This window comes from Antarcticimicrobium luteum, assembly GCF_004358185.1.
In the GTDB taxonomy this organism is placed as follows: Bacteria; Pseudomonadota; Alphaproteobacteria; order Rhodobacterales; family Rhodobacteraceae; genus Antarcticimicrobium; species Antarcticimicrobium luteum.
The window spans coordinates 56,675-81,557 of sequence record NZ_SMUV01000054.1; the positions used below are offsets into that span (position 1 = coordinate 56,675).

The window sequence follows — 24,883 nt, forward strand, 5'->3', positions numbered from 1 at the left end:
GCTTATTCCTCGGCGCCTTCGTCCTCGTCGCCCTGATCGGCGATCCAGGCGACGCTGACCACTTCCTCGCCCTTGCCGGTGTCGAACACCTTGACCCCGCCGGCGCTGCGCGAGCGGAACGAGATCCCCTCGACCGGCACCCGGATCGATTGCCCCTTGGAGGTGGCGAGCATGATCTGGTCGTCCATCTCGACCGGGAAAGAGGCGACGACGGCGCCGCCGCGCATCGCCTTGTCCATCGCCGCCACGCCCATGCCGCCACGTCCGCGCACCGGATAGTCGTGGCTGGAACTCAGCTTGCCCGCGCCGCCGGCGGTGATGGTCAGGATCAGGTTCTCCGCCGCCGACATCTCGGCATAACGCTCTTGGCTGATCAGACCGGGCTGGGCCTCGTCCTCGTCCTCGATCTCGGCGTCGTCGGCAAGGCCGGCCACCGCACGGCGCATCTTGAGATAGGCGGCGCGCTCTTCGGCCTCGGCCTCGAAATGGCGGATCACCGACATCGACACGACGCGGTCCTCGCCGCTGAGGCGGATGCCGCGCACGCCGGTGGATTTGCGCCCCTTAAACACCCGCACGTCCGTCACCGGAAAGCGGATCGCGCGGCCCGAGTCGGTAACCAGCATGACGTCGTCGTCCTGGGAGCAGATGCGGGCATTCACCATCTCGACGCCCTCGGGCAGATCCATGGCGATCTTGCCGTTGCGTTTCACATTGGTGAAATCGCTCAGCGCGTTGCGGCGCACATCCCCGGCCGAGGTGGCGAAGACGATCTGCAGATCGTCCCATTCGTCCTCGGGGCGGTCCACCGGCATGATCGCGGCGATCGACACGCCCGTCGGGATCGGCAGGATGTTGACGATCGCCTTGCCCTTGGAGGTACGCCCGCCCAGCGGCAGCCGCCAGGTCTTGAGCTTGTAGACCATGCCTTCGGTGGTAAAGAACAGAAGCTGCGTATGGGTATTGGCGACAAAGAGGGTGGTGACCACATCCTCGTCCTTGGTCGCCATACCGCTGAGGCCCTTGCCGCCGCGTTTCTGGGCGCGGAAATCGGCCAGCGGGGTGCGCTTGATATAGCCGACCGAGGTCACGGTCACGACCATGTCCTCGCGCTCGATCAGGTCCTCGTCCTCCATGTCGCCGGACCAGTCGACGATCTCGGTGCGGCGCGGCACGGCAAAGAGGTCTTTGACCTCGCGCAACTCGGTGCTGATGATCTCCAGGATCCGCTCGCGCGAGCCCAGGATTTCCAGGTATTCCTTGATCTTGGCGGCAAGATCTTCCAGCTCGTCGGTGACCTCCTTGACGCCCAGTTGGGTCAGGCGCTGCAGCCGCAGATCGAGGATCGCGCGGGCCTGAAGCTCGGACAGGTTATAGCTGCCGTCCTCGTTGACCGTATGGGTCGGATCGTCGATCAGGCGGATATAGGCGGCGATCTCGCCGGCTGGCCAGCGCCGCTCCATCAGGCGGGTGCGGGCCTCGGCGGCGTCAGCCGAGCTGCGGATGGTTGCCACCACCTCGTCGACATTGGACACCGCGACGGCCAGGCCGCACAGGATATGGCTGCGGTCGCGGGCCTTGCGCAGATCGAAGGCGGTGCGCCGGATCACGACCTCTTCGCGGAATTCGAGGAAGGCGGTCAGGAACCGCCGCAGCGTCAGCTGTTCCGGCCGGCCACCGTTCAGCGCCAGCATGTTGCAGCCGAAATAGACCTGCATCGGGGTGAAACGGTAGAGCTGGTTCAGCACCACCTCGGCGGTGGCGTCGCGCTTGAGCTCGACCACCACGCGGACGCCGTTGCGGTCGCTCTCGTCCTGCACATGGGCCACGCCCTCGATCTTCTTGTCGCGGACCTGTTCGGCGATCTTCTCGATCATCGCGGCCTTGTTCACCTGATACGGGATCTCGTCCACGATAATGGCGTAGCGGTCTTTGCGCAGTTCCTCGACCCGGGTCTTGGCACGGATGACGACGCTGCCGCGCCCCTCAAGGTAGGCCTTGCGCGCGCCGGAGCGGCCCAGCATGACGCCGCCGGTGGGGAAATCGGGGCCGGGAATGTACTCGATCAGCTGTTCGCTGGTCAGGTCCGGCTCCTCGATCAGCGCCAGCGTGGCATCGACCACCTCGCCCAGATTGTGCGGCGGAATATTGGTGGCCATGCCCACGGCGATACCGCCGGCGCCGTTGACCAGCATGTTCGGGAACCGCGAGGGAAGCACCGTCGGCTCGCGGTCCTTGCCGTCGTAGTTGTCCTGGAAATCGACGGTCTCTTTTTCGATGTCGGCCAGCATATAGGCCGCCGGCTTGTCCATGCGCACCTCGGTGTAGCGCATGGCGGCGGCGTTATCGCCGTCCATCGAGCCAAAGTTGCCCTGACCGTCCAGCAGCGGCAGCGACATCGAGAAATCCTGCGCCATCCGCACAAGCGCGTCATAGATCGCGCTGTCGCCATGGGGGTGATATTTCCCCATCACGTCACCGACCGGGCGGGCCGATTTGCGATAGGGCTTGTCATGGCCGTTGTTGGTTTCATGCATCGCATAGAGGATGCGGCGGTGCACCGGTTTCAGCCCGTCGCGCAGATCGGGGATCGCGCGGCTGACGATGACCGACATGGCGTAATCCAGGTAGGACGTGCGCATTTCGGACTCGATGGACACCGCAGGGCCGTCATAGACGGGGCGCTCTGGCGGGGTTTCGTCAGTGTTTTCAGGGGGTTCCGGCGTATCGCTCAATGGTCGTGCCCATTCTTTGTGCGGGGTCTATATCTTGTGTAGGCACCTTATCAGACCCGGTAGATAAGGTGCAATGGCCCTTTCCGGATCCGGCTGGCAGCCGCGGATATGGATTGCTAACACACTGTTTTTGTTGAAAACTTGGAGATTTCGGTGATCATGGATCTGTGAGAGCAGAAAAGAGGCGAAAAATGGAGACGTCGGAAACCGAACTGATGCTGAAGGGATACGGGCTGACCACGGCGGAGTTTTTCTATTGCATGCCCGATCACATCCACGTGCTGAACAGCTTTGTCTGGCAGGACTACGACCTGGCGCCGGACCACCCGCGATTGTTTGAATTCGTGGAATTCTGGCAGCGGGAAATCGACGGACCGCTGCACTCGGTGCGATTCACGCATCGCAAGATGATCGCGCCGGGAGAGTGGCGCAACATGGTGGGCGAGTTCACGCTGCACTGAGGCGGACCCGCCGATATCGGGGGGGATCTGTTCATTGCCTGTGCTCCTCATTGCTGTGCTCCGGCCCCCCCTCAGCACACTGTCGTCGCGTTTGCCGGTGCGCCGGTTGCATAAAATGTTAAACTCCAGATTGTGCTGATGATCACCGCCCCCTAAGATTCCGCCAGTTGCATTCGGACGTGGCGCCGCCGGCGCACGGACGGTGTCCGATTGCAGACGATTTCGAACAAGGAGCCAACCAGCATGCGCAGCACCTATTTCGGCACGGACCGCAACAATGTGATGTCGGCGAGTTCGGAGATTCGGGAAAGTTTCTACGGGCTGGGGGGCGGCGACGTTTTCTACTTCTACGGGGGCGACGGCGTCGATCCTGATTATGATGTGTCGGACCGGTTCTTTGGCGGCGCAGGGCGCGACAGGTTGCAGAATATCACGCTCAATTTCGATGGGCTTGCGGGGCTCGATCAACTCGCCCGGCTGAGCTTTGACGGCGGCAAGGGGTACGACACCCTAGCGGCGGCGATCACGGTCGACATGACGGACTACAGCGCGAAAACGAGTGATCTGAACCTTGCCGGCATCGCGCCGCTGCTCCGCTCGGTTGAACATCGGGAGTTCGATATAAAGCTGTCCGCCATTGGCGCCACTCCGGAGGTGTTGGACATTGTCGGCGGGGCCTTGGATGAGACGGTCTTCCTGCATCAGTCTGCGTCGATGCAGGCGGGCGGGGAGATCCGGGTCAATCTGGGCAAGGGCGATGACCGGCTTGAATATTCCGCTGATATCGGTGTCGACAGCGCGTTGATCGTGGACACGGGCCGGGGGGCAGACGTGGTCATCATGAATGCTTCTTCCACCAGCTATCCGGATACCTTCGACGCGGTGATCCGCACCCGGGGCGGCGCTGACACCATCGTGCTGGAGGGGATGTCGTCGGAGACGGTGAATGCAGGGGCGGGCAATGACGCGATCTATGTGCTGTCGGGCAGTTTTGCCGACGCGCCGGATGTGATCCGCACCGGCGCAGGCAAGGACAAGGTCTATCTGGAGCTGGACAGCTATTCCAAACTGGCCCGGATCAACGATTTTTCAATCGAGAAGGATGTCATCGTCTTCGACACCGATGAGTTCCGCGATACCGAGGTCACCTTTGACAGGTCGGTCTGGAAGGCCGCTGCGGAGGACAAGCTCTATATGGATACCGACGCCGGAAAGCTGTATTTCGGGGACAACGTGATGGTCAGTTTCGGCGGGCCGATCGCGCTGACGGTGGATAATTTCCTGGTCGACGACTGGGCGTTCTGAGGCGACGGCAAGAGCGATTGATCGTCCGGCCCTGGCCTAAGGGCACCGGCCGGACCAGCGGGTCACGCCGAACAGCTTGCCCCGCCCAGCACGCAGAACTTGGCGCAATGGGGGTGGTTGAGAAAGACCTCGGCTTCGGCCTCTTGCAGGGTTTCGCCCAGTTCGAACTCCGGCTCGTAGGGCAGCAGGGTGCAGGCGACCACCGCCGGGCGCTCGGCGCCGCGCCGTTTCACCACCATGCGGGAGGACGCGCACATCACCGCCTCGGGCGATGTGTTCAGGATGCCCCAGCAGGCGGTGGTGATTTCGGGGACCTCGGCGCGCAGGTCCATTTCGGGAAACAGCACGGTGCGGCCCGGATCGGCGGCGTCGATGCCATAGCCGTGCGCGGTATAGAGCGCGGCAAAGCCGGCGCGCGCCTGGTCTTCGGTCTCGCCCCAGATGGTGCGGCCGGCCACGGTCATGGCGATGCCGGTGTCGCGCAGCCAGTCCATCCCCTCCAGCGTGCGGGCAAAACTGCCCGGGCCGCGTTCGGCGTCGTGATGGCCGGCGGTGTAGTGGTCGAGCGAAACGCGCAGGGTCAGCCGGTCGCCATGGTCCCGGTGCAGGCGGCGCAGCCCGGCCTGCACCCTCGGACGCATCATCGGCTGCATCGCGTTGGTTAGGATCAGCACCGCGTAGCCCCGCGACAAGGCGCGCCCGGCCATGTCGATCATCTGAGGATTCATGAAGGGCTCGCCGCCGGTGAACCCGATCTCGCGCACCGGCCAGGCGCGGGCCTCCAGCTGATCGAGATAGGCATCGACCTCGTCGGCGGTGATATAGACCAGCGCATCGTTGGTCGGGCTGCTTTCGATATAGCAGTTGGCGCAGGTGATGTTGCACAGCGTGCCGGTGTTGAACCACAGCGTTTCAGGGCGGCTGAGCGGCACCGAGGCGCGCGGCTGGCCATCGGCGGTGACACGGCGGTCACGGAATTTTCCGTCGTTGGCCGGGCTGGCATAAATGTCTTTCATCCGTGTCTTATCCTTCGCTGCGGGCGGGATTGATCTAACCTGAGTTCGGCGGTGAAAGAAAGTCGGGCGGATCGGGGCTGACAGAGTTGTGATGCCATGTCGCCCGGGGCATAGGTTGTGCTACACAAGATCCCGAACGGGATCGGTAATGCGGCAGGAGGTTCAGCGATGGCATCGCGGGTGATACCGGTTGAGCCGTTCGACCTGGTGGTGATGGGGGCGACCGGCGATCTGGGCCGACGCAAGATCCTGCCGGCGCTGTTCCGGCGGTTCTGCGCCGGGCAGATGCCCGCCGGCGCGCGGGTGATCGGCGCGGCGCGGCGCGAGATGAGCCGCGCGGCGTTCTGCGACCTCGTCGCCGAGGCGGTGCGCGAGTTCAGCCCGAACCAGGCCGGCGAGCCGGGGATGCTGGAGGGCTTTCTGGGCTGTGTCGACTATCAGGCGATCGACGCGCGCGGCCCGGACGGCTGGGAGGCGCTGGCGGCGAAGCTGTCGCCGGGGCGGGTGCGGGCGTTCTACTTCTCGGTCGGGCCGAGCCTGTTCGGGGAACTTGCGCGGCGGATCCGGGAATTCGGCCTGGTCTCGGAGTTGACGCGAATCGTGGTCGAAAAACCCTTTGGCCACGATCTGGAGAGTGCGCGCGCGTTGAACCGCACACTCGCGGCGCAGTTCGACGAGAGCGAGATCTATCGCATCGACCATTACCTGGGCAAAGAGACGGTCCAGAACCTGATGGCGGTGCGCTTTGGCAACATGTTGTTCGAACCGCTGTGGAACAGCCAGTACGTGGACCACATCCAGATTACCGTCGCCGAGTCGGTGGGCGTTGGCGGGCGCGGGGAATACTATGATCGGGCAGGGGCCATGCGCGACATGGTCCAGAATCACCTGATGCAGCTGTTGTGCCTGATCGCGATGGAACCGCCGGCGAAATTCGAGCCCGACGCGGTGCGCGACGAAAAGCTCAAGGTGATCCGGGCCCTCGACGTGGTCCCGCCGTATCACATCGTGCGTGGCCAATACGCCGCCGATCCACAGCTCCCGGAGGGACCGGCAAGCTATCGGGAAGAGGTAGGAAACCCGCGCAGTACCACCGAGAGTTACATCGCGCTCAAGGCGCATATCAGCAACTGGCGCTGGGCCGGCACGCCGTTTTATCTGCGCACGGGCAAGCGGCTGGTGGCGCGATCCTCGGTGATCAACGTGATGTTCAAGGACGCGCCGCATTCGATCTTTGGCGCCGATGCGGGCCGTCACGCCAATGTCCTGAGCATCCGGTTGCAGCCGAACGAGGGGATCACGCTGCACGTCACCATCAAGGAGCCGGGTCCGGGCGGCATGCGTCTGGTCGATGTGCCGCTGGACATGAGCTTTGCCGAGGCGCTGGGGCCGGGCGGGCGCGATCCGGCGGACGCCTATGAGCGGCTGATCATGGATGTGATCCGCGGCAATCAGACCCTGTTCATGCGCGGCGATGAGGTGGAAGAGGCCTGGGCCTGGACCGATCCGATCATTGCGGGCTGGCAGTCGCGCGGCGATGTGCCTAAACCCTATGTCATCGGCAGCACCGGTCCAAACGACGCGGACCAACTGATGAAGCGTGACGATCGCAGGTGGCGGGGGATCAACCCATGAACTTCGTGGATTACCCGGATCGGGAGATGCTGGCCATTGACCTCGCCAATTGTCTGGCGGGCGAACTGGAGTCCTATCTGCTGCGCCATGAGACCGTTTCCTTCGCGGTGCCCGGGGGCACCTCGCCGGGGGCGGTGTTCGACGCGCTCTGCGCCGCCGATCTGGACTGGGACCGGGTGCATGTTTTTCCGACTGACGAGCGCTGGGTGCCGGCGGATCATCCACGTTCCAACGCGCGGATGATCTGCGAACGGCTGATCACCAACCGGGCGGCCTCGGCGCGGTTCCTGCCGCTTTCGGCGCCCGGGAACGCACCCGAGGAGGTGCTGGCCGCAATCGAGGCGATGCTGCTCCCGGAACTGCCGATTTCAGTGCTGCTGCTGGGGATGGGGACGGATATGCATGTGGCCTCGCTGTTTCCGGGGGCCGAGGGGCTGCAGGCGGCGCTCGATCCCGACGCGCCGGTGCTGACGGCCCTGCGGCCCGAGACGGTGCCTGAGCCGCGGATTTCGCTCAGCGCCCGGGTGCTGGACGGGGCGCTGTCCAAGCATCTCGTGATCTTTGGCGAGGAAAAACGCGCGGCACTGGACCGGGCGATGACCCTGCCGCCCGAAGAGGCGCCGGTGCAGGCGATCCTGACCGGCACGACGGTTCATTGGGCAAACTGAATTTATAGTACAAGATTAGAGGCAAGACGTTTTATGTGGCGGGAATTGAAAGCTCTGCACGACCAGGCGCAGGGGCGTCGGATCGGTGAGCTGTTCGAAAAGGATCGGAATAGGGCGGACAGGTTCAGCATCGAAGCGGACGGGGTGCGGCTGGACTATTCCAAGACACAGATCGATGACGGGATCCGCAAGACGCTGACCGCGCTGTGCGATCGGCGTGACCTCGCCGCACGGCGCGCGGCGATGTTCGCCGGCGCACTGATCAACGAGACCGAACATCGCGCCGCCCTGCACAGCGCGCTGCGCAATCTTGACGGCGGGCCGGTGGTAGTCGAGGGCGTCGACGTGATGCCGCAGGTCCGGGCCTGCCTGGGGCGGATGCAGACCTTCGCGGCGGCGGTGCGCAGCGGCGCGCTCACCGGCTGCGGTGGACCGGTCACCGATGTGGTGAACATTGGCATCGGCGGCTCGGACCTGGGTCCGGCGATGGCGACACTGGCGCTGGCACCCTATCACGACGGGCCGCGACTGCATTACGTCTCCAATGTGGACGGCGCGCATATAGCGGATACGCTGAAGGCGCTCGATCCGAAAACCACCTGGGTCAACGTAAGCTCAAAGACCTTTACCACGGTCGAAACCATGACCAATGCACACACCGCCCGGGACTGGATGGCGCGTGGCGGCGGCGACCCGGCGCGGCAGTTCTCGGCCATTACCAACGCGATGGAGCGGGCCGGCGATTTTGGCATCCCACCGGAACGCGCGTTCGGTTTCGCGGACTGGGTTGGCGGGCGCTATTCGATCTGGGGGCCGATCGGGCTGCCGCTGATGATCGCGGTGGGGCCGGAGACCTTCATCGAGTTCCTGCGCGGCGGTCAGGCGATGGACGATCATTTCCGCGCCGCGCCTTGGGGCGAAAACCTGCCGGTACTGATGGCGCTGACCGGGCTCTGGCACAGCCGCGTCTGTGGCTACCCGACCCGCGCGGTGCTTCCTTATGACCAGCGTCTGGCGCGTCTGCCGGCGTATCTCCAGCAGCTGGAGATGGAATCGAACGGCAAGTCCGTGGCGATGGACGGCAGCCCCGTGATGGGCCGCACCGGCCCGATCGTCTGGGGCGAGCCGGGTACCAACGGGCAGCATGCCTTTTTCCAGCTGTTGCATCAGGGCACAGATGTGGTGCCCTGCGAGTTTCTGATCGCCGCCCGCGGGCATGAGCCGGACCTGGCGCATCATCACCGCCTGCTGATCGCCAGTTGCCTGGCCCAGTCCAAGGCGCTGATGCTGGGGCGCTCGCCGGAACAGGCCCGCGCGAAGATGGCGGCGCAGGGCGGGGAGGGCGCGGAACTGGACCGGCAGGCGCGGCACCGGGTGTTTGCGGGCAACCGGCCCTCGGTCACTCTGAGCTATCCGCAGCTCACCCCCTTCGTGCTGGGCCAGATCATCGCGCTTTACGAGCATCGGGTGTTCGTCGAGGGGGTGATCCTGGGGATCAATTCCTTCGATCAGTTCGGGGTCGAGCTGGGCAAGGAGATGGCGACATCGCTCGGGCCGGTGCTGGATGGCGATGACTCCACCGGGGGGCTGGACGGGTCCACCGCGGCGTTGGTGGCGTTCGTGCGGCGCAACGGGGCCTAAAGGTCGCCCGAGGGCTCAGCACGCAGACCCGGGCGAAGCCATAAGCTAGTGCCTCCTGCGCGGAGCAGGCCCGAAGGCCGACGCGCAGGCGCGGAAACAGGCGGGGACCGTTGCGCCGGTTCGGACGGAATGAGCGACGCTCTATACCTCGCCCTGGGCGCCTTCTTCCTTGATCAGGTAGGCGCAGAGCGTCTCGGGCAGCGGATACCGCGCGCCGCTGCCGTCCGGGCGCAGCATGACCAGAATTCCCAGCAGAGAGGCGCGCAGATCGCCCGACCAGATCTGCTGCTCCAGCGTGAAGGACGAGGTGCGGAAAGCGGCCACCCGGGCGGTGGCGATATAGGCCTCATCGGCCAGCATTTCCTTGTGATACCGGACCGTGGCGCTGTGCAGCGCCACGCGCGGGGCGGGGCCGGGGGCGAAATGGGGCACGATCGTCCGGTTCAGATGTTCGATCCGCACCCGTTCGAACCAGTCCACATAGGCCTTGTTGTTAACGTGGTTCTGATTGTCGAGTTCCGAAAACCGAACCCGGTCGGCCATCGCCATCGGCTGCGGCGCGCTCAGGCCATGGGCGGTCTGTTCCTCGGGTGTCAGCGGGGTGAGATAGCGAAGGTCCATGCCGGTTTGCTACGCGGGCTGCGGCGGTTCGGCAAGCCGGTTGTGTCCTGCGACGGCGCGCGGCCACAAGAAACCCGGTGTTCCGGAACGTCAGTTATTGCCAAGCCTCCCCGCGGTTGGCAGGAATTGGCGTGGGAGGAAGATGGGCATCTGGCGCAGCAGGACAGGCGGCGCGACGCTCAGGCTTCTCGACATTCGACAGATCCGGGCCGGACCGGCCCGACCGCAACACCGAGGAGTGTGCCATGCTTGGCCAGATGATGACCAAACCCCTGCTGATTTCGTCCCTGATCGATCACGCCGTGCGCTATCACGCCGAGACGCCGATCATCTCAGTGAACACCACCGGCGGCGGCGCCGAGGAAACAAGCTGGGGCGCGGTGGGGCGAAATGCCCGGATGCTGGGCTCGGCGCTGACCAAGCTGGGACTCGATCCGCAAGCGCGCTGCGGCACCATCGCCTGGAACAACCGGCGCCATCTGGAGATCTATTTCGGCGTCTCCGGCGCCGGCTTTGTCTGCCACACCATCAACCCGCGGCTGTTCCCGGAACAGCTCGTCTACATTCTCAACCACGCCGAGGATAAGGTGCTCTTTGTCGACGCCACCTTCCTGCCGCTGGTCGCCAAGCTGCGCGATCAGCTGCCAAACCTCGAGCATGTGATCGTGATGGGCCCGCATGACGACAAGCTGGCCGAGCAACTTCCCGGCGTGGAATTCTACGACGATTTCGTACAGACCGGGGATGCGGATTTCGAGTGGCCGGAGTTCGACGAGAACACCGCCTCGAGCCTTTGCTATACCTCCGGCACCACCGGGCACCCGAAGGGCGTTCTTTATTCCCACCGCTCCACCGTGCTGCACAGCTTTGCCTCCAATACCCGCGACGTGATCGGCTATTCGGCGATGGACGTGGTGATGCCGGTGGTGCCGATGTTCCACGTCAACGCCTGGGGCGCGCCCTATGCCTGCGCGATGTCGGGGGCGTCGCTGGCGCTGCCGGGGCCGGATATGTCGGGCGAGGGGCTGGTCAAGCTGATCGACAGCCATGGTGTCACCCTGGCCATGGGGGTGCCGACGATCTGGCTGGGGCTCTTGACCTATGCGCGCCAGGCTGGCTCCAAACTGGCCAGCCTCACCCGCACGGTCATCGGCGGGTCGGCCTGTCCGCCGTCGATGATCGCGGAGTTCCGCGATACCTACGGGGTCGAGACGGTGCATGCCTGGGGCATGACCGAGCTGAGCCCGCTGGGCACCTCCAACCACCCGCTGGCCAAGCACAAGGCGCTGACCGACGCCGCGCAGCAGAAACTGCGCGAGAACCAGGGCCGGCCGCCGTTCGGCATCGAGCTGAAGATCGTCGACGATCACGGCAAGACCCTGCCCAACGATGGCGAGGCGCAGGGCGATCTGCTGGTGCGTGGCCATTGGGTGCTCGATAGCTATTTCCGCATGGACGATCAGGATATTCTGGACGACGGCTGGTTCGCCACCGGCGATGTCGCGACGCTGGACGAGGACGGCTATATGACCATCCGCGACCGCTCCAAGGATATTATCAAATCGGGCGGCGAATGGATCAGTTCGGTCGAGCTGGAAAACATCGCGATGGGCCATCCCAAACTGGCCAATGCGGCGGTGATCGGCGTGCCGCATCCGAAATGGGACGAACGCCCGGTCCTGGTCGCCGTGCCGGTCGCGGACGAGACGCCGACCGAGGAAGAGCTGCGCGCCTATTACACGGACAAGATCGCCAGCTGGCAGATCCCCGACCGGGTGGTGTTCACCGACGCGCTGCCGCTGAACGCCACCGGAAAGGTGCTCAAGCGGACGCTGCGCGAACAATATGCGCATGTGCTGGAGGGGGCGGCGTAAGGCCCGCGCCACAGGCGAAGAGAACGGCGCCGGCCCGGGATTTCGGGCCGGCTGCCGGATGCGCAGACGGGGTTGGCGCCCATTGTGGCCACGCCCGTGCTGGCCGGGCCGGAACAGGATCACGCTCTCGCAGAAAATGCGGGAGCGTAGTTCATTCTGGATATCCGCAATGCGGGACCTTCCTGACTTTCGTTCGCATCCTGCCTGTGGGAGCAGTCGGCCCTGAGCTGCCGTTCGACCATTGCCCATAGCTCTGCGCCGGTCTCTCCAAAGCGGCTGTCCGATAAAGCTGCAGGATCTGATCTGGCGCCGGGACGATCGAGAAGAGTTCACGGACTGGCTCGTCTCTGAACCAAAAGTTTGTCGATGCGTCGACCGTCAAGGTCCACAACCTCGATGCGCCAATTGCCGAGGTCGATGTGGTCGCCCAACTGCGGCAACGCGTCCATCTTCTCGATGATCAACCCGGCGACTGTTTCATAATCGCGGTCTTCTTCGAGCGTCAGGCCAACCCGTTCCGCGAATTCGTCTGCCGGCATCCAGCCCGCCACCAAAAGGCTCCCGTCTTCGCGTTCCACGATTTTGGCCTGGTCTTCCTCGCCTTCAGGGAAGTCGCCCGCGATGGCTTCAAGCACGTCCATCGGCGTGATGATCCCCTCGAAATGGCCATACTCATCATAGACCAGCACCATATGGGCCCGGGACTTGCGCAGCGCCTCCAGCACATCAAGTGCTGCCATGCCATCGCGGACAACGGGTGCCTCAAAGACCAGTGACTTGGGGTCCTGCACCGCGTCCGCCACGCTCGCACTAAGGAAATCGCGTGATTTCAGGATGCCGATGATATTGTCCGGCCTACCGTCCCTAACCGGCAGACGCGAATGACCGGTGTCGCGGAACCGGCGGATGATCGCGTCCGGGCTCTCGGTGATGTTGATCATATCCACCTCGTGCCGTGGCACCATCAGACCGCGGGCGGTGCGGTCTGCAATCCGCATGACGCCTGCGATCATTTCAGTTTCGGCCTTTTCCATGATGCCGGCAGACTGGGCTTCTGACAGCACCAGCTCGACCTCTTCGTCGCTTATGTTGCGATCAACCGCGCCGGACTGACCCAGAAGCGCCAGCACCAGCTTGCCCGAACTGTCGAGGATCCAGACAACCGGTGCTGCCACGATCGCGATGATGTTCAGCAGCGGCGCGATCCGGGTGGCAACGGCCTCAGGCGCACGCAACGCGATCTGCTTGGGGACGAGTTCCCCGAAGATCAACGAAAGAAAGGTGATCGCGACGACCACCCCGCCAACGCCGAGCGTCTGTGCCAAGACTGGGCTCATTCCTACCGCCGCGAACCCGTCGGCCAGCCGCACCCCCAGTGTCGCACCGGAAAAAGCCCCTGAAAGAACGCCTACGAGCGTGATGCCAATCTGAACACTCGACAGGAATTTGCCCGGATCGGCCGCCAGACGTATGGCGATCGCAGCACTGCGGCTGCCGTTGTCTGCCAGGACCTGCAATCTCGCACTGCGGGACGAGACAATGGCAAGTTCCGACATCGCCAGCACGCCGTTCACGAGGGTCAGGGCAAAGACGATCACGATTTCAAGCAACATGTGTCAAGGTTCCGTAAGAACTATGGGGCGTCGGTTTTTCAGGCGAAGACGTTGAGCAGAAGAATGATCGCGGCGTGAAGAGACCCTAAACCACCGCGGCCACTTGGAGAAGCGAGGCCAATCACGGGTTACGGCAGGTCTACTTTCTTGGTCTTACTGCGGTTGCCATGCCGCAGTGCCGTCAGGCTGCTTCCGGCCCACTGCAGACATTCATCGGGCCGGTCTACGCGGCGATGCAGCTTTCGCATTCCTGCCGTTCGTGCATCACGCTGCATATGCGGTAGGTAGATGATGGCAGGCCGAACAGCCACTGATCGCCTATGCGGATTTCACAGATTACGCCGCCATCATTATCCGCAAGGATAACTGGCGGGACGTCTTCGGAGCGCTGTTTCAACATAAGCCGTCGGTCGAGGAGTCCTTTCGACGCCTCTATCCGGTGCGCATCTGCACGATGCACGCCCGTCCGATTACCCAAGATGATGCGCTTTTCCTGCTGGTCGAAATCAAGCGACTGAGCAAGGCCATTGGGTTCGAACTGTAGCCCTCAGCAAGAATGGCCGGCCTGCTTTGGTTAAGACAGGAATCACAAATTATCATGTAATGATGAAATACTTAAGTTACTCCAACGAGAGGGCTATTGGTTTATGGTGTTGCCGAGAGCTCGCAGGATTGCATCACGGTAGACATTTTCTACAGGCAGCGTCACGTTGTTAAATGCCTCCTGAACCTTATAGACCGTGGTCGAGTGATTCAGCATATTCTTCAACGGTATCAGACTTTTGGGGACAGGATTATCCGGCATGTCGTAATCGTAGACCGCGAAGGTAATCGACGCCGGCTGGAGGGCGTAGCGGATCAAGCCCTCTTGCCCACCCAAGCGCTCCATGATCCGCTCGAAAACCGGCGCGGGGCATACAAAAAATAGACCGCTTCTGCACAGCTCTTCGCGTTGCAGAATCTGTCCCTTGTAAATCAACTGAGGCAGAATACGCTTTGCAACGTTTTCCCAGTTCAGCCCCGCAGTTGTCTTTTCAATCGTACGGTCATTTTTGAGAGCTTCATAACCTGGACGGTATGTGCCCGTCGTATCGATCGTCTGCACCTCAACCGCCACGAATTCGATCAAATCACCTCTATTGCTAAGCTTTGCCAGCACCCAGTCAACAAAGTAACCGCCTTTTTTCGACTTCTGCGGCAGGCGGAGTTCACCTCCCCAGCCTTTACCGAAAACCGCAACACACTCATCCTGATGGTCGACCGCGTAATTTACGGCATCGCGACCAGCGACAAGCTCCAAGTCGGGACCGAACGCGCGTTCGGCAATATCGGACAGCATGCGGTAATCGTCAGCATAGAGCCGGATCGGACAGCATATTACCGGTTCGCTCGTGATAGGCTTGATGGCGCAAACACCGGACACCACCCCATCGTTAAAGCTTTTCTGACAGGTAACCCCGCTTATCGGGCATGTTTCTGTATGCGCCGCACGTTTCGCCACGTCAGACGCATCATCAGCACGATACCCAAAGAACTCGAAAATCGTTGCGACCATGCTGTTATGAGACCTTCCGCGCGCGCCTACGCAATTCATCAAGAACACTTCGGATCGAACTCCCTATCGCTGCGCCCAGCAGCGGCGGAACTGCATTCCCGACCTGTTCGTATTGTTCAACACGGGAGCCAACAAAACGGAAGCTGTCCGGGAAGGTCTGAATCCGCGCTGCCTCTCTGACCGTGAAGCAGCGATCCTGATCGTAGTGGAAATAGGCTCCCCAATGAGGATCGCATTTCGTCAGGATGGTTGAGGCAAGACCCTCTGGCGCAACCCGACCATAGCGCTTCGTATGGTCGGAGCGGCGCGCTCGTCTCATACCCTTCGGCAGGAGATCTTCAGGAATGTCCGTCCAGTTCCCCCCAGGGGGAATGAACGACATGCGCTTGATGTTGATCTCCCCAAGACACGGAGCCTCGTGATTCAGGACACCCTTGCTGTCATAGCGCATCGCAGTCTGAAAATCATTCTGCGGTTTAGTCCTGTAGTCTTTGCGTTTTGCACCGGTCTCCCCGTTCGACAGCGCGGGTAGGTCATCAATCGCATCGCGCACACTTACGAAGGAGGGCAATTCAAGGTTCGTCGGAAGAGCAACGATATTCTTCCCATCGAAGTTGGAGGTAAAATTGACACGAAGCGGCGCGTTACGAGCCGGTTCTGGGAAGGCACTGAGAGGATCGGCCTCATCGCCACGAATGCCGATAATCACGGTCCGCCACCGGGTTTGCGGCACACCGAAATGCGGCGCGTAAAGAATTTTCACGTCAGCCCTGTACCCGTGCTGACCCAATGCCTGCAAGATGGCCTGCAAGGTGCCACCACCTTCGAAGGACACAAGACCGGGCACATTTTCGATCAGCACCGCCTTCGGCTCAAACTCATCAACAAAGCGCAAGAACTCAAGAAAAAGGCTGTTGCGTGCATCATCCATCGACCGCTTGGGCGCGTTGATCGAGAAGCCCTGACAAGGCGGGCCACCTGCTACGAGATCAAGTTCGCCTTTCTGCAGCCCCAGCTGGCGCCGGACATCGCCCGCATCCACCAAGCGAATATCTCTCGACTCAACGACGGCTTCAGGATGGTTGAGCGCGTAGGTTTCAGCGTGACGTGCAACAATTTCGTTCGCGTACAGAGACTTAAATCCAGAAACGCGCAACCCTTCCGAAAGCCCACCGGCACCAGAGAACAAATCAATAGATGTATACTGGGCTTTCACTGCGCCTCTCCTTTTTTTTGAAGGCTCTACCGTGCTCATCGTTAGCATGAAAGAAGTGACGATGTCTTCCCTGTTTGTTCTCTTTTTGCGTCACGTCATCCGCGGCACAGCGCGGAAGCATTCTGCCGGTTCTGAAGCGAACGCCATTCGCGGTTGCAGCAACACCCGGCCCGGCAAGGACGGCCCAGAGCCGACCTTCAAGCCAAGCGCAGAGAAGGGCCGGATGCAGCCCTTTCCTGCCGGTCGTACCTAGTGCAGCATGAGGCCATCAGGGCAACCCGGGGCGAGATGAGAATGACGACGGATTTCAGGGACCGCATCGAAGCAGCATACCAACGAAGTGGAAATGCCCTTGGTTGGCGGTTTCTCTACAGCCCTGCGGAAACCTTGCAAGGAGCCCGAATTGCTTTCTTAGGACTAAACCCCGGAGGATCGGCTGAGGATGACGCGCATGCCACATACGCGATGGAAAGCGGAAGTGCCTATAGCCATGAAAGCTGGGTCGGTTGCGCACCGGGTGAAAGCAGGCTCCAGAGACAGGTTCTAGCTCTGTTCGAGAGGTTAGATACCAAGCCGGAACATGTCTTGGCGGGAAACCTCGTCCCTTTCCGCTCGAGAGATTGGCAGAGCCTGAAAAACCCGGAGGACTCGGTCCAATTCGGAACGGAGCTCTGGGAGGAGGTATTGCGTTCGGCCAAGCCTGCGCTGGTCATTACGATGGGTTCCCAAACTCGCAGGATTGTGGTCAACCTCCTAGGCATCGAAGAGCTTACAAAGCATGATGTCGGATGGGGCCGGGTTGCGGCGTATAAAGGACGATTTGACGGGGGGCGGTTCGTCGGATTGCCGCACCTGTCCCGCTTCGGCATCATCACAAGACCTCAAAGCACCGAGGTATTGGATGAACTGCTCCCGATCAAGGAGCCTTGATCCAGCAAAACTAGATGGGAAAGACTGGAATCATCTCCGGGCAGAAAAGTCGGCAGTCAGCCCAAAGCGGACATGAGGGTTCGGTTGAGGCGGGCACGGAAACGTTCTCTCTCCGCGCCCCACTTGAAAGTCTGCTTCCCTAAAGAACAACCCCAAGTTATGCTTGTGCCAAAGGGTTTTGAAAGGGCAGGTACCTGAATGAAACTGCGCGAGGTAAGTGCGAAGAACTTTCGCACACTAGAAGATTTAGGCGTCAGCTTCGAGGATGATTATTGCACCTTAAGTGGCCGCAACAATGCCGGAAAGACCGCAATCGTCACGATAATTAGGCACTTTTTGGACAACGAGGATCGCCCTTTTTTTCACGGTGAAAACGCATTGTCCTTCGAACGAGATCACACCCAATGGTCATCAACTGAAGAAATGGAAATATCAGTAAGATTAGAGCTGGACCGTCATGATGACGCTGAGGTATTCTTTGTCGTGGACAAATTCGCATCGGCGCCAATCGAAGGTGATGCTGCTCGAGTAAGGATAATAGAGACCTTTACTGTTGGCGGAAGGAGCAGACTAATTTGTCGGGTCAACGGCCAAGAATTAGACGGTCAAAATTCGAGTGAGATAGCAAAAAAGCTAAAATCTGCAGATAACTTGGTGGTGCATAACTCGACCGTTCCAAGCAGAAGCATATATTACTTTTCGGGCGAAATGACGGAAGTGCTCGAATCTCATTTTTCCCAAGAAGATCGAAAAAAGATCTCTGACGCTGAAAGAAATTTATCAAACAAGGTCAAAAATGCGGCCAAACAGCATAAAGAAGATCTGAGCGCACTTCTGGGAAGGCTTGGCGAAAACTATGAAGTGGAGTTGACAACCCTCGACAGAGGTGGGTCGTCGCGGTTTCCATTAAATGTCAAGCTAAACGACAAAAGCGTTGATGTGAATCTAGGTGGTTGGGGTTCTGGCACACAAAATCGAACGAGGGTATTGATTTCAGTGTTGGAGGCTGACCGTATAAGAAAATCGCAATCCCCCGAAAGCAGATCGACGCCGGTTGTCATTGTCGAAGAGCCGGAGAGTTTTTTGCATCCATCGGCTCAAGCTGAATTTGGTAGAGTATTGAATAACTTGGCGGAGGATTTTGGCATACAGATTCTCGCGACGACACACAGTCCGTATATGCTGAATCAAACAAAACCAGAAGCAAATATACTCTTAGAGAGGAAAGTCTCACGAAAGAAACTCAAAGAGACCGTGAGGATGGATGTATCTGGCGATGACTGGATGTTGCCTTTTGCCGACAATTTAGGTGTGGTGTCAGGTGAGTTCATACCTTGGAAAAAAAATCGTCGCATCTCCAAACTCGAGAATTGTTTTGGTGGAAGGAGATATTGATGTCGAATACTTCGATATTCTTAAGTCAAAATACCCAAAAATTTACTCGATACCTGAAGATGTAGAAGTCGTCAGTTATGGGGGTAAGGACGCGCTAAAGAACACCCAAGTGCTGCAGTTTATGCTATCTCGCCTTGAGCGAGTGTTCATCACATTTGACTTGGATGCTGAAAGGGAAGTGAAACCTAAGCTCGAATCCATAGGCTTGAGCGCCGATAAAGATTTTTGCTCCATTGGGATCGACCAGCATGGAAGTGAGTGTATAGAGGGCCTGCTACCCGCAGCAATCCTTGCAGAAGTCTATGCCGAAAATGTTAAGGATGTTGCTGCGCTCGGATCAGCTAACAGCTCTGCACGTAGGTCAGCGAAATCCAATCTAAAAAGGGCGGCTTTAGAAAAGTTCAAGAGGGGCGATCTCACTGATAATGACCTAAAGGAGATGCAAAAACTTATGACAAAAATCTCTAAAACATTTTAGTTTCAATTTATTCGAAAGGCAGAGTTTCTGCGAAAACCGAAAATAACCGACTTTAGACCAATGACAAACCTCACACGAAACGTTAGAAAATGGCCGCTAATTTAACTTTGCAAAGTCCACTCCCTGCGCATGGCTGCCCTTGGTGTGAAGGCGCGGCATGGTTGGATGGGTCTTTCGGCCTCTGGATGGCCGCTTTCGCGTTTCCGAGGCGCGGGCCGAGCACTTGCAGCGAATTCACACTTCCCGCCCGACCTGCGTGTGCTGGCTCGGGTGGATGGTCGCCAAGTATGGGTCCGCTTTGGGCTGGCGCCCGACCTTCGCCGCACCTGGTATAGAGGTCGGCAATGAGCAGGGAGGCGACCTTTGCAAAGATGCCGCACTGGGGGTCGTCCCGAAACTTCACCGTCGTGAATTGTGATCGAGAATTTGCTCAGGTGTCGTTGCCCAGGGCGCTTCGGAAGCGTGCCGCCGGGGTCTTGTCGTTAGGCGGGCCCCAAATTCCTTTGCGAAGAAGGAGCAGCAAAATGGTTCTGTAGATCGGCTTGGGTGGTGACTTCATCGAGCGTAGCAACGGCGCTTTGGCTGCTGCATCATCCCGGCCGCTGCGACGAGCCTTGCGAAAATGGTATTGTTGCTGGCTTGCTTCATGCGTCCCCAGCAACGGCTATCAGGCGCTTTCGGCATGCGCGCACAATTAGTTTGCCGGCGATCTCGGATCGGGGCAATGATCCATGACGGACCATTGCCCTTCTTATCGGGGTGCCGGCGAGTAGGTCGCTGCGAATTACTTGAGAGCGATGACCGTCAGCTTGCCATCTACGCGTGCGGCGACAAACTCGATGTCCTGGCCCTCGGCCATATTTACGATCATCTCTTCGTTGGCACGGAACACCATGGTCATCGCGGGCATGTCCAGATCCACCAGTTCTTCGTGGATGATCGTGACCTTGCCGGCCTTGGCGTCGACCTTCTTGATTTTGCCCTTTGTGTAGGTCTCGGCCATCGCCAGCCCCGCGCTGAGCGCAAGCGCCAGGGCGGTGAGCCCAACTGTCTTCAAATACATCATGTCAGTTTCCTTGGTCTGCAGGGTTCAGTTGACGGTGATCGGACCGTGCATGCCCGATTCGTAGTGGCCGGGGATCAGGCAGGCGAATTCGAAGGTTCCGGCGTTGGAGAATGTCCAGAGGATCTCGCCCTTCATGCCGGGATCGAGGCGAACCGAATTGGGGTCGTCGTGCTCCATGTCCATCTTGGCCATGAGCGCCTTGTGCTCCTGGTTCTTCTCTGACGTATCCATCACGAATTCATGTTCGAATTCGCCGGCGTTGGTGATGACGAACTTGATCGTTTCGCCGGCATTGAAGTTCAATTCGGCGGGTTCATAGACCATGCCATCTTCGGTTTCTCGCATGGTGATTTCGACGGTCCGGTCAAAGTGACGATCACCGGGTTTACCGATGGCCATCATGGCGTGGCCATGGCCGCCCGCATGTTCACCTGCGGCAAAGGCCGCGCCAGCCAGTGCGACGGATAGGATCGTGGTAAAGAACACAGATTTCATGGCATTTCCTTTTGGTTTCGTTGAGTTGTCTGCCTCCGAAGCGATTCAGCCCCGGGAGGTTGCTTTTTCGGTGAGGCGGGTTTTTGCGTCATTCACCCGGGTGAACTCGGGCAATTCTCCGGTCCATTCCCAGGCCTGCTCGCCGGGTGGATTTTCATACCAACCCGGATCTTCGTAATCGTCGGGATCGATCCCTTCTCGAACCTTCACGACAGAGAACATGCCGCCCATTTCAATCGGGCCATGCCGACCCCAGCCGGTCATCATCGGCACAGTGTTCTCCGGCAGCTCCATTTCCATGCGCCCCATATCGGCCATGCCCGCCATGCCCATGGGCATGTATTCCGGCTGGAAGGTGCGGATCTTCTTGGTCAGTTGCGACTTGTTCACCCCGATGAAGGTGGGCACGTCATGGCCCATTGCGTTCATCGTGTGGTGCGACTTGTGACAATGGATCGCCCAGTCGCCCAGGTGGTCAGCCACGAATTCATAGGCGCGCATCGCGCCCACGGGGATGTCGATGGTGACCTCGGGCCATTGCGCGCTTTCAGGCACCCAGCCGCCGTCTGTGCAGGTGACCTTGAAGTCATAGCCGTGCATGTGGATTGGGTGGTTGGTCATGGTAAGGTTGCCGACGCGCACGCGCACCCTGTCACCCCTGTTCACGACCAGCGGATCGATGTCTGGAAAGATACGGCTGTTCCAGGTCCAGAGATTGAAGTCGGTCATGGTCATGATCCGCGGCACGTAAGTGCCGGGGTCGATGTCGAAGGCGTTCAGCATGATCAGGAAATCCCGATCAACCGGCATGAAGGCAGGGTCTTTGGGGTGGACGATGAAAAAGCCCATCATCCCCATGGCCATTTGCACCATCTCGTCGGCATGCGGGTGATACATGAAAGTGCCGGACTTGGTCAGGTCGAACTCATAGACATAGGTTTTGCCCGGTGGGATGCCGGGGTGCGACAGTCCGCCGACGCCGTCCATGCCCGATGGCAGGATGAGGCCGTGCCAGTGCACCGTGGTATGTTCGGGCAAGCGGTTGGTGACATAGATGCGTACGCGGTCGCCTTCGACGGCCTCGATCGTCGGTCCGGTGGATTGACCATTATAGCCCCAGAGGTGGGCAATCATGCCGTCGGCCAGTTCCCGTTCCACCGGCTCGGCGACAAGGTGGAATTCCTTGACCCCATTGTTCATGCGGTGCGGCAGGGTCCAGCCGTTGAGCGTGACCACGGGTGTATAGTCCCGCCCGGAACCGGGACGTGGTGTAATGATGGTGGCCGCGCTGTTCATTACGGCGGCCTCTGGCAATCCCATGTTCAGGGTCTTTCCCCAGGCCTGGGACGAGACAAGGGCGGCCCCCGTGGCGCCGGCCCCTAGCAATTGGCGTCTGTTCAGCATCTCGGTTCTCCTCAATGTCCAGCGCCGCCACCGGCGGCGATTGCAGCGCTTTCGCCGCCATTCTCACCACCGGCGCCGCCGCCATAGATCGCGGCGGTCAGCTCAGCCTGGCTCAGGTAGAAATCTCGCTTGGCATTGGCCGCCTCCAGTTCGGCGCCCAGCTTTTCGCGCACATCCGTCAGCAGTTCGAAGGTATTGGTGATCATGCCGTTGTAGGACAGCAACCCTTCTTGCTCGACCGTGGCGCGGAGCGGCACCAGCACATCGCGATAGTGGCGCGCGATCCTGTACGAGGCGTGATAGGCGACTTCGGCGCCACGCGCCTCTGAGCGCACATTGACGGCTTTTTCCGCCAGCACGTTTGCCGCCTGAAGGTACCCTAGTTCGGCCTTGCGCATCCGAGCCTGACCGGTGTCGTAGATCGGAATGGCAAATTCCAGTTCAAGCTGCGGGGTGGTCGCGGTTTCACGTCTGCCTTTCTCGATTTCCCGTTCACTCTCGAAACCGGCAATGAATTCCAGATCGGTTATCAGCCGCGTCCTGTCGGTCAGGCCAAAGGCGGCGGCCTGCGCCTCTAGCCCAAGCCTGGCTATGCGCAGGTCGACGCGGTTCTGTAACGCCCGCGCCTCGAGATTGGTGATCGATCCAACAGAGCTCGGCAGTGACGGCAGGGCATTGGGGACGAAATAATCCACTTCGCTGCCCCATAGCCCCATGAGGCGGGTCAGCTCCTCCTTGGCACGGGCGGCGTTCAGCCGCGCCCGCGCCAGTTGTCCTGCGAGTTCGGCGTTGAACGCCTGTTCGCGGGCCTGTCCGGCCCGATTCAGCGCGCCGGTTTCGCCAAGTCTCTGCGCCAGCTCCGAACCAGCGTCGGATGTCGCCTTGGCTTGCCGAAGAAAGGCCACGGTTTCGAAGGCGGCAACCGCGTTGACCCAGGCTATGCGCGTCTGGTTGGCAAGCCTCAGTGTGTCACCGACCGCCTCGGCCTGCGCGGTGCGGAAGTTCACATCCGCCAGCGCCAGCCGCTGCTTACGGGTCCGGGCATCCTGTATGTTGGTGGCGATCATGCCCTCAATGGCGCGGTAGGCACCCAGTTCCGCGGCGCCGATGCCCAGAACGCCGATAGAAACCACTGGGTTTTCCGGCGTCGCTTGCTGCCATGCCTCGGCCGCTGAGAGGCCGACATTTGCATAAGAAGCTTGGAGGCCCTTGTTGTTCAGCAGGGCGACCTGCACGGCGGTATCTGCCGAGATGGTCTTTTTATGCACCATTGCATGAACGTCACGCCTCAGCGCGCCGTTTTCAGCCTGGCTTTGCGCGAAGGCGGTGCGCTTGCCGATCGCCGCCGCGGTCTGGCTGGAGATGGTGGCAAAGCCCGCCGTCGGTTCGGTATAGATGCCGGGCACGGCGGTCGCGCAGGCTCCCATGATCAGGGGTAGGCCAAGGACCACGGATTTTCGGAGATAGCGCATCAGTTGCCCTCCGACTGTTCGTCGTTGACCGTACGCCAGTCGCGCGGCCCGGTGGGTGCGCGATAACTGTAGTCCATCAGGGGATTGGCATAGGCGATTGCCGAGACGACTGCGGGGTTCACAGAGGCCTGTTGTGCCGTGACATCCGGCAAAGGTGTCGGCGCCTGTGCGCAGGCCCCGAGTCCGAGGGCGCAAACCCCCGCAATAAGATGAGATTTCATATGGGTATCCTGAAGTCTGACGAAATTGGCGCGGTGTCGGGCACCGGGCCATTGGGCCTCATAGAGGCCTGCGATCAGACCAGGTGTCTGGGCGGGCGCAGAAAGCCGACAGGGGCAAAGGCAACAAGTGGTGTTATCATGATCGGTTCATGGCAGTTTTGGTCTGCCGAAACCAAAAGCAGCTGCATTTCCGTTAGCACCAACGTCAGACAAACCTCGCCGCAACACTTATCGCCATTCTCACTGCTCGCTTGGTTCATCAGCATTTCAGAGCAATCGTCTTCCACCGCAAGGAGGTTTGCATGTGGGTTGTGGGAATGATCACTCTTCGCATGCGACGACGCCGAGACGTGGGCGCCGTGCATCGCATCATGGGAGTGGCCGACCGAGGGCAGCCAAAAGACCAGCATCAATGCAAAGACCGTGCACGGAAGTGCCTGCAAAGCTTTGAAAAGGGCGGTTTTTGATGCCATGTGCCGATGGATGTCGGGTAATCCCGACCCTGTCAATTATTACAGTGCCGGAAGGTTGCCAACTTTTTCGTGACCCTGTCGGATGTCAGATGAACAATCGCGCATCCATCCACTTGGTGGCCTGCCCCGCATCGTCTGGTTTCCGGTCCGCAACGCGATGCCGAGCAGCACACCGCTTGGCCTAACCAGCCGGGCCCTTTTCACGTCGAGCCTGGTGATATCTAGCGCCTTGAATTCTGATGCCGTGCCGATGGGAAGCCCCGCCATGGCAAGCCAGTGTCGGCATCTGGCGTGGATGGCAAATGGCGCTGTATGCGGGGTCCGGATCTGAGGCGAAAACGGGCGGAAAGAAATAGCCTGCCGCACCTCTGACGGTTCAGCTTTCGAGATATTTCAAGGCGATGGTCCTAGCCGCGGGCGGACTTCGCGCGCCCTGACAAAGAGACTCGCCGGCCGCGTGGCGCTCAGACCTGACAACCAAAACGCCAAGGGGGAAAATGCCAGGAAATTCCCCCTCCCGACCGCGGCCCGTGTATTTGCAAGGATATCGCAGAAGCCCACTTGAAACTCTGCGCTCAAACCAGATGTTAGAGACCGATGTCAGCGGCC

22 protein-coding genes are annotated in these 24,883 nt (G+C 60.4%); 10 read left to right on the plus strand and 12 right to left on the minus strand.

The annotated features are described in order from the left end of the window. Positions 1–2 precede the first annotated feature (2 nt). A complete protein-coding gene (gene gyrA, locus E1832_RS05720; RefSeq protein ID WP_133358774.1) occupies positions 3–2,735 on the minus strand; it encodes a DNA gyrase subunit A in 2,733 nt (910 codons plus the stop codon). Positions 2,736–2,926: 191 nt separating this feature from the next. Here gyrA and E1832_RS05725 point away from each other — a divergent pair, with 191 nt between their 5' ends. Both E1832_RS05725 and E1832_RS05730 read left to right on the plus strand, forming a co-directional pair. After that, entirely contained in the window at positions 2,927–3,196 is a 270-nt protein-coding gene (locus E1832_RS05725) for an usg protein (protein ID WP_133358775.1), read from the plus strand. Positions 3,197–3,439: 243 nt separating this feature from the next. Continuing rightward, positions 3,440–4,501, plus strand: a complete 1,062-nt coding sequence (locus tag E1832_RS05730) for a hypothetical protein (protein ID WP_133358776.1) — start codon at positions 3,440–3,442, stop codon at positions 4,499–4,501. A gap of 62 nt (positions 4,502–4,563) precedes the next feature. On the opposite strand, the gene E1832_RS05735 is transcribed toward E1832_RS05730, so the two are convergent. Further along, on the minus strand, positions 4,564–5,517 hold the full coding sequence (locus tag E1832_RS05735) for a radical SAM protein (protein ID WP_133358777.1): 954 nt from the start codon (positions 5,515–5,517) through the stop codon (positions 4,564–4,566). Between the two features lie 168 nt (positions 5,518–5,685). On the opposite strand from E1832_RS05735, the gene zwf reads away from it, so the two are divergent. From zwf to pgi, 3 genes are read left to right on the plus strand one after another with little or no spacing between them, the layout of a single operon-like run. After that, the gene (gene zwf, locus E1832_RS05740; RefSeq protein WP_133358778.1) at positions 5,686–7,152 is read left to right on the plus strand and encodes a glucose-6-phosphate dehydrogenase; all 1,467 of its coding nucleotides are present in this window, start codon (positions 5,686–5,688) and stop codon (positions 7,150–7,152) included. Next, positions 7,149–7,820, plus strand: a complete 672-nt coding sequence (pgl, locus tag E1832_RS05745; protein WP_133358779.1) for a 6-phosphogluconolactonase — start codon at positions 7,149–7,151, stop codon at positions 7,818–7,820. The genes zwf and pgl overlap by 4 nt, the downstream gene beginning before the upstream one ends. 33 nt (positions 7,821–7,853) lie before the next feature. Continuing rightward, entirely contained in the window at positions 7,854–9,461 is a 1,608-nt protein-coding gene (pgi, locus tag E1832_RS05750; RefSeq protein WP_133358780.1) for a glucose-6-phosphate isomerase, read from the plus strand. A gap of 141 nt (positions 9,462–9,602) precedes the next feature. Here pgi and E1832_RS05755 read toward each other — a convergent pair whose 3' ends face one another. Then, a complete protein-coding gene (locus E1832_RS05755) occupies positions 9,603–10,082 on the minus strand; it encodes an acyl-CoA thioesterase (RefSeq protein WP_133358781.1) in 480 nt (159 codons plus the stop codon). A gap of 245 nt (positions 10,083–10,327) precedes the next feature. Between E1832_RS05755 and E1832_RS05760 the strand changes: the two genes are divergently transcribed. After that, a complete protein-coding gene (locus tag E1832_RS05760) occupies positions 10,328–11,956 on the plus strand; it encodes a long-chain-fatty-acid--CoA ligase (protein WP_133358782.1) in 1,629 nt (542 codons plus the stop codon). A 329-nt stretch (positions 11,957–12,285) separates the two neighbouring features. Here the strand turns inward: E1832_RS05760 and E1832_RS05765 are convergent, their stop codons facing one another. The 3 genes from E1832_RS05765 to E1832_RS05775 form a co-directional block, all read right to left on the minus strand. Then, complete coding sequence (locus E1832_RS05765) at positions 12,286–13,569, minus strand: hemolysin family protein (RefSeq protein ID WP_133358783.1); 1,284 nt, start codon at positions 13,567–13,569, stop codon at positions 12,286–12,288. A 637-nt stretch (positions 13,570–14,206) separates the two neighbouring features. Further along, positions 14,207–15,124 (minus strand): NotI family restriction endonuclease, encoded by a 918-nt coding sequence (locus E1832_RS05770; protein WP_133358784.1) that lies wholly within the window; start codon positions 15,122–15,124, stop codon positions 14,207–14,209. A 4-nt stretch (positions 15,125–15,128) separates the two neighbouring features. Next, complete coding sequence (locus tag E1832_RS05775; RefSeq protein WP_245513843.1) at positions 15,129–16,340, minus strand: DNA cytosine methyltransferase; 1,212 nt, start codon at positions 16,338–16,340, stop codon at positions 15,129–15,131. Positions 16,341–16,386: 46 nt separating this feature from the next. Between E1832_RS05775 and E1832_RS05780 the strand changes: the two genes are divergently transcribed. The 4 genes from E1832_RS05780 (at position 16,387) to E1832_RS05795 (ending at position 19,143) form a co-directional block, all read left to right on the plus strand. Further along, positions 16,387–16,593: a hypothetical protein gene (locus E1832_RS05780; RefSeq protein ID WP_133358786.1), complete on the plus strand. Its 207-nt coding sequence runs from the start codon at positions 16,387–16,389 to the stop codon at positions 16,591–16,593. Positions 16,594–16,634: 41 nt separating this feature from the next. Further along, positions 16,635–17,270, plus strand: coding sequence for a uracil-DNA glycosylase family protein (locus tag E1832_RS05785; protein WP_165978808.1), 636 nt, complete (start codon positions 16,635–16,637; stop codon positions 17,268–17,270). Positions 17,271–17,468: 198 nt separating this feature from the next. Next, positions 17,469–18,665, plus strand: coding sequence for an ATP-dependent nuclease (locus E1832_RS05790; protein ID WP_133358788.1), 1,197 nt, complete (start codon positions 17,469–17,471; stop codon positions 18,663–18,665). After that, complete coding sequence (locus tag E1832_RS05795) at positions 18,649–19,143, plus strand: hypothetical protein (protein WP_133358789.1); 495 nt, start codon at positions 18,649–18,651, stop codon at positions 19,141–19,143. Before E1832_RS05790 ends, E1832_RS05795 begins: the two co-directional genes overlap by 17 nt. Positions 19,144–19,927: 784 nt before the next feature. Here E1832_RS05795 and E1832_RS23180 read toward each other — a convergent pair. The 6 genes from E1832_RS23180 to E1832_RS05820 all read right to left on the minus strand — a co-directional run bounded on the left by E1832_RS23180 (position 19,928) and on the right by E1832_RS05820 (position 24,274). Beyond that, positions 19,928–20,209, minus strand: a complete 282-nt coding sequence (locus tag E1832_RS23180) for a copper-binding protein (RefSeq protein WP_342635559.1) — start codon at positions 20,207–20,209, stop codon at positions 19,928–19,930. A gap of 24 nt (positions 20,210–20,233) precedes the next feature. Then, positions 20,234–20,704: a cupredoxin domain-containing protein gene (locus E1832_RS23185; RefSeq protein WP_342635560.1), complete on the minus strand. Its 471-nt coding sequence runs from the start codon at positions 20,702–20,704 to the stop codon at positions 20,234–20,236. A gap of 45 nt (positions 20,705–20,749) precedes the next feature. Continuing rightward, positions 20,750–22,108 carry a multicopper oxidase family protein gene (locus E1832_RS05805; RefSeq protein ID WP_133358790.1) on the minus strand — a complete coding sequence of 453 codons (1,359 nt, stop codon included), beginning with the start codon at positions 22,106–22,108 and terminating at the stop codon, positions 20,750–20,752. An 11-nt stretch (positions 22,109–22,119) separates the two neighbouring features. Continuing rightward, the gene (locus tag E1832_RS05810) at positions 22,120–23,580 is read right to left on the minus strand and encodes a TolC family protein (protein WP_133358791.1); all 1,461 of its coding nucleotides are present in this window, start codon (positions 23,578–23,580) and stop codon (positions 22,120–22,122) included. Continuing rightward, positions 23,580–23,801: a putative periplasmic lipoprotein gene (locus E1832_RS05815; protein ID WP_133358792.1), complete on the minus strand. Its 222-nt coding sequence runs from the start codon at positions 23,799–23,801 to the stop codon at positions 23,580–23,582. Before E1832_RS05815 ends, E1832_RS05810 begins: the two co-directional genes overlap by 1 nt. Positions 23,802–23,875: 74 nt before the next feature. After that, on the minus strand, positions 23,876–24,274 hold the full coding sequence (locus E1832_RS05820; protein WP_133358793.1) for a hypothetical protein: 399 nt from the start codon (positions 24,272–24,274) through the stop codon (positions 23,876–23,878). Between the last annotated feature and the right edge of the window lie 609 nt (positions 24,275–24,883).

Bases quoted from the DNA above. Each gene is read 5' to 3' on its own strand.
- E1832_RS05725 (WP_133358775.1), top strand. From the start codon at position 2,927: ATGGAGACGTCGGAAACCGAACTGATGCTGAAGGGATACGGGCTGACC.
- E1832_RS05730 (WP_133358776.1), top strand. From the start codon at position 3,440: ATGCGCAGCACCTATTTCGGCACGGACCGCAACAATGTGATGTCGGCG.
- E1832_RS05735 (WP_133358777.1), bottom strand. From the start codon at position 5,517: ATGAAAGACATTTATGCCAGCCCGGCCAACGACGGAAAATTCCGTGAC.
- zwf (WP_133358778.1), top strand. From the start codon at position 5,686: ATGGCATCGCGGGTGATACCGGTTGAGCCGTTCGACCTGGTGGTGATG.
- pgl (WP_133358779.1), top strand. From the start codon at position 7,149: ATGAACTTCGTGGATTACCCGGATCGGGAGATGCTGGCCATTGACCTC.
- pgi (WP_133358780.1), top strand. From the start codon at position 7,854: ATGTGGCGGGAATTGAAAGCTCTGCACGACCAGGCGCAGGGGCGTCGG.
- E1832_RS05755 (WP_133358781.1), bottom strand. From the start codon at position 10,082: ATGGACCTTCGCTATCTCACCCCGCTGACACCCGAGGAACAGACCGCC.
- E1832_RS05760 (WP_133358782.1), top strand. From the start codon at position 10,328: ATGCTTGGCCAGATGATGACCAAACCCCTGCTGATTTCGTCCCTGATC.
- E1832_RS05765 (WP_133358783.1), bottom strand. From the start codon at position 13,569: ATGTTGCTTGAAATCGTGATCGTCTTTGCCCTGACCCTCGTGAACGGC.
- E1832_RS05770 (WP_133358784.1), bottom strand. From the start codon at position 15,124: ATGGTCGCAACGATTTTCGAGTTCTTTGGGTATCGTGCTGATGATGCG.
- E1832_RS05780 (WP_133358786.1), top strand. From the start codon at position 16,387: ATGAAAGAAGTGACGATGTCTTCCCTGTTTGTTCTCTTTTTGCGTCAC.
- E1832_RS05785 (WP_165978808.1), top strand. From the start codon at position 16,635: ATGACGACGGATTTCAGGGACCGCATCGAAGCAGCATACCAACGAAGT.
- E1832_RS05790 (WP_133358788.1), top strand. From the start codon at position 17,469: ATGAAACTGCGCGAGGTAAGTGCGAAGAACTTTCGCACACTAGAAGAT.
- E1832_RS23180 (WP_342635559.1), bottom strand. From the start codon at position 20,209: ATGATGTATTTGAAGACAGTTGGGCTCACCGCCCTGGCGCTTGCGCTC.
- E1832_RS23185 (WP_342635560.1), bottom strand. From the start codon at position 20,704: ATGAAATCTGTGTTCTTTACCACGATCCTATCCGTCGCACTGGCTGGC.
- E1832_RS05805 (WP_133358790.1), bottom strand. From the start codon at position 22,108: ATGCTGAACAGACGCCAATTGCTAGGGGCCGGCGCCACGGGGGCCGCC.
- E1832_RS05810 (WP_133358791.1), bottom strand. From the start codon at position 23,580: ATGCGCTATCTCCGAAAATCCGTGGTCCTTGGCCTACCCCTGATCATG.
- E1832_RS05815 (WP_133358792.1), bottom strand. From the start codon at position 23,801: ATGAAATCTCATCTTATTGCGGGGGTTTGCGCCCTCGGACTCGGGGCC.
- E1832_RS05820 (WP_133358793.1), bottom strand. From the start codon at position 24,274: ATGGCATCAAAAACCGCCCTTTTCAAAGCTTTGCAGGCACTTCCGTGC.